A 3441-nucleotide genomic window follows, 5' to 3' on the forward strand; every position below is an offset into this window, starting at 1 on the left:
TGATAATGACGGAATACCAGATAGGTATGACAATGATTTTAAAGATAGTGATTACTTTGAATCAACTTATGATGTAGAGGATAATCTTCACGCAAGGGAAGAGAAACCATCAATATTGGGACAAATATCAAAATTCAAATCAGAAGAAGAAAAAGATAAAAATCAAGAAAAAAGTGAAAAAGGACAAGAAAGATAGAGGAGAGCGAAAGGCTCTCCTTATTTAGTACAAGGAGGAAATTATGGAATACAAAGATATTAGAGAAAACTTAGAAGAAATGATGAATGATAATTACAAGGATTTTATAAAAGCACTTGTAAGCATAGAAAAAGGTGTTACTGACGAAAAGGCACTTGAAGAAGTCTATGTTTTATATATGAACAATGACACAACAGGTCTATTAAATGATGACTTTGACTATATGATTGATGATATGAAAGAACAAGGTAAGATTGTTGAAAATATCAGGGATGTTGAAGAAAAGGATGATCTTATAAATCTCGTGGGCAATATAGCTGGCAAAGTAGAAAATCTTGAAAGAGAAAATGCTAATGGAGAAAAGTTCAAAGTAAGTAATTTTTCTCTTGTTTCAAAAGATGACGATGGGAATAAAATTTATACCAATTGTTCAGCATATGGAGATAAGACAAAAGATTTAGAGAATCTAAAAAAAGGAGATTTTGTTAAAATATTTGGTCAAGTAAAAACAAGCATTGACAACAACGGAAAGGAACATAAGAATATCCGTATTTTGTCTTCTAAGCTCTTAAAAGCAAAAGAACAAGTAAAGAGTCAAGATAAGGATAAAAAGTCCATATTAGGTCAAATAAAAAGCTTTAAGACAGATGACAAAACTAAGTCAACTAAGAAAGAGCATAGCAAAGGTGAAGAGAGGTAAATATCGGCAGTCTTCGGACTGCCTTTATTTTTTTGTCATATTGAAAAAGATTGTATAATGATGCTATATGTGGAGATTGTAGTATTGATGTATAGATAATAAGATAACAGATTATAAAAGTACGATTGAACTCAGTAAAATTGAAACAGCCTTAACTGAGAAAAATATGGGATATGACGTAGACTTAGAAATCGCTCTTATTCCAGAACTTTTAGAACTAATGCTTTGATGGAAAAATCGGATTCTAACAAAGTTCTAAATGAGTCTTAAAATTCTGCCCCAAATAATTGAATTATGGGGGCTAAACATAAAGTCAGAAGAAGTCCCTAAAAAAAGTAAGACCAACAGAAAGACCAATGATTACACCCTTGTTTTTACTAAGGGCAGTGGAACTTGGCCTTTCTGTTTCTGATTTATCCCTACTAACAATTGGACTTGTAAATGATATGTTTACAGAAAAGAATAACGATGAATATAAGTACAAAGAAGTAGCTACGCAAGAAGACTTTGATAAGTTTTAAGCCATTACGAATGATATTGACAAACCATAATTATTGTTTTACAATAATAATCAAAGATAATTATCGTTTTACAATAATTCAATGGGGAGGATTATCATGAGAAAAAGATTTTTAATAATGGCTATTTTTCTTGTTTTTTCTATAGTTTTAACTTCTTGTAGTCCAAATACTACAACAGAACAAACAAGTAGTAAAAAAGAAGAAAAGATTGAAATATTTGATTCTAACAATAAAAAAATTGTTGAAACAGAAGAACAAGAAGTTTTAGACTACTTTGGCAATTTAACAGGAATGAGCATAGCAAATATTAATGATAAAAACTTCGACAATTATTTTAAAGAAATACCAGATGATGCAATAGAGTCTTACCATTTCATATTAACCAGCAAGAGAGAGGATAAAAAAGTTACAAAGATAGATTTTTATATTTATGAAAATTATCCATATATTACAATGGAGGGAATGCCCATGATTCCATCTTCATTAACCTTGGAACTTTCTAAAGAAGATTTAAATGATCTGAAAGATAAAGTACAAGAATGGAAAGATGTAGATGATAATAGATAAACGAAAGTGTTGAGGAGAAGTTATGAAGAGTTTTATTTTTAAAATAGCGATTATATTATCTAAGGTTTTAAGATATATTTCATATTTAGGAGCAGGTTTTACCTTGCTTGGAAGTGTATTAACTCTAATTTTTAAAGATGATGTAATACAAGAAGTTGAATCCTATCAATTTAATCTACAAGAAGTTTCACTTCCTTTTATTATTTATTCATGCTTGAGTGCCCTTATGATATTCATTGTTGCTGGTTTCTCATTGGATAAATTTGAGAAGATTTTAGTGAATTTAGAGAAGAAAGATTATTTTTCAGACTTAAATTCAAAATATTCGAAAAACATTTTAATAGCTATTCTAATTTTGACAACTTGTCAAATTATTTCTAAGCTAGTTTTTAATTACCTTAAAGTGGACAATATTAGCAGTGTTTTTAATTTAACTATTAAGGATTATTTAACGAATATAATTTTGATGGTTATAGCATTTTCATCAATGATGATATTTAATTCGGGAAAATACTTAAAAGAAGATTCGGAAAGTATAATTTGAAAATGAAGGATCAAATAATTATAAATCTGGATCAAGTATTAAAAAAGAAAAATATGACATCAAAAGAGCTCGCAGAAAGGATAGGAATAACCGAAGCAAATTTATCAATATTAAAGACAGGAAAGGCCAAAGGTATTAGATTTAATACTTTAGCTAGCATTTGTAAAGAGCTTGATTGTCAACCAGGTGATTTATTGGAGTACGTTTATAACGAAGAATAATAACGTATTCGATATACAATATAATGACGATGTATTGACTACGCACGAATTTAGTCATATAATAGGGTCAAAGGAGATGAGGAAATGGCTACAACAAATTTGAATATAAGAACAGATAAAGAAATTAAAGAAGCAGCAGAAAAAATCTACTCCAGTCTAGGCTTAAATATGACTACTGCAATTAACATGTTTTTAAGGGCGAGTATTAGAGAAAGTGGAATTCCCTTTGATTTAAAACTTAATGTTCCAAGTGATGAAACTATAAAAGCGATTGAAGAAGGAAGAATGATAGCTAAAGATACGAATGTGAAATCCTATGACAATATGGATGACTTGAGGAAAGCCCTTGAAGTATAAGATAAGTTTACAAGTAAATTTAAAAAAGACCTAAAGCAAGCTAAAAAGCATAGGAAAAGATAATAAGGAATACACAAGTCTATAAGTATACTCTGCCAAATTATTAAAAGCTAAAGAGCATACTAAAGCAAAAATATCAACAATAGAGAAATTTAAGACTAAAGGAGATATGAAAGTGGATGAAAAGAAGAAAAATGATAAAAGCATAGAAAGGTAAAAGATTATAGGGGGCAGGTTTTTGTCTGCTTACTGTATTGTATGATGGGGCAAGTTCCAATACTGGGGTGAAAGTCCCTAAACAGCGTATTTGTCGACGAATTCCATAGCAATCCTGA

6 protein-coding genes and 1 pseudogene are annotated in these 3441 nt (G+C 29.6%); all 7 read left to right on the top strand.

Annotated features, from left to right (window positions below; all coding sequences use genetic code 11):
* Positions 1-196: pseudogene (locus DES33_RS09420) on the top strand (helicase); the annotation flags it as partial.
* A 43-nt stretch (positions 197-239) separates the two neighbouring features.
* Positions 240-896 carry a DNA-binding protein gene (locus DES33_RS09425; protein WP_110058825.1) on the top strand — a complete coding sequence of 219 codons (657 nt, stop codon included), beginning with the start codon at positions 240-242 and terminating at the stop codon, positions 894-896.
* A 356-nt stretch (positions 897-1252) separates the two neighbouring features.
* Positions 1253-1417 (top strand): hypothetical protein, encoded by a 165-nt coding sequence (locus DES33_RS09670; RefSeq protein ID WP_170111635.1) that lies wholly within the window; start codon positions 1253-1255, stop codon positions 1415-1417.
* Positions 1418-1513: 96 nt separating this feature from the next.
* On the top strand, positions 1514-1984 hold the full coding sequence (locus tag DES33_RS09430; RefSeq protein WP_110058826.1) for a hypothetical protein: 471 nt from the start codon (positions 1514-1516) through the stop codon (positions 1982-1984).
* 22 nt (positions 1985-2006) lie between these two features.
* The gene (locus tag DES33_RS09435) at positions 2007-2528 is read left to right on the top strand and encodes a DUF2975 domain-containing protein (protein WP_110058827.1); all 522 of its coding nucleotides are present in this window, start codon (positions 2007-2009) and stop codon (positions 2526-2528) included.
* A gap of 2 nt (positions 2529-2530) precedes the next feature.
* Positions 2531-2749, top strand: a complete 219-nt coding sequence (locus tag DES33_RS09440) for a helix-turn-helix domain-containing protein (protein ID WP_110058828.1) — start codon at positions 2531-2533, stop codon at positions 2747-2749.
* Between the two features lie 84 nt (positions 2750-2833).
* The gene (locus DES33_RS09445; protein ID WP_004812197.1) at positions 2834-3106 is read left to right on the top strand and encodes a type II toxin-antitoxin system RelB/DinJ family antitoxin; all 273 of its coding nucleotides are present in this window, start codon (positions 2834-2836) and stop codon (positions 3104-3106) included.
* Positions 3107-3441: the final 335 nt, after the last annotated feature.

The sequence above is a fragment of the Finegoldia magna genome (genome assembly GCF_003182075.1).
Classification (GTDB): Bacteria; Bacillota; Clostridia; order Tissierellales; family Peptoniphilaceae; genus Finegoldia; species Finegoldia magna.

Excerpts from the sequence above, each read along its gene's own strand:
- DES33_RS09425 (WP_110058825.1), top strand. The coding sequence starts at position 240 with ATGGAATACAAAGATATTAGAGAAAACTTAGAAGAAATGATGAATGAT.
- DES33_RS09670 (WP_170111635.1), top strand. The coding sequence starts at position 1,253 with ATGATTACACCCTTGTTTTTACTAAGGGCAGTGGAACTTGGCCTTTCT.
- DES33_RS09430 (WP_110058826.1), top strand. The coding sequence starts at position 1,514 with ATGAGAAAAAGATTTTTAATAATGGCTATTTTTCTTGTTTTTTCTATA.
- DES33_RS09435 (WP_110058827.1), top strand. The coding sequence starts at position 2,007 with ATGAAGAGTTTTATTTTTAAAATAGCGATTATATTATCTAAGGTTTTA.
- DES33_RS09440 (WP_110058828.1), top strand. The coding sequence starts at position 2,531 with ATGAAGGATCAAATAATTATAAATCTGGATCAAGTATTAAAAAAGAAA.
- DES33_RS09445 (WP_004812197.1), top strand. The coding sequence starts at position 2,834 with ATGGCTACAACAAATTTGAATATAAGAACAGATAAAGAAATTAAAGAA.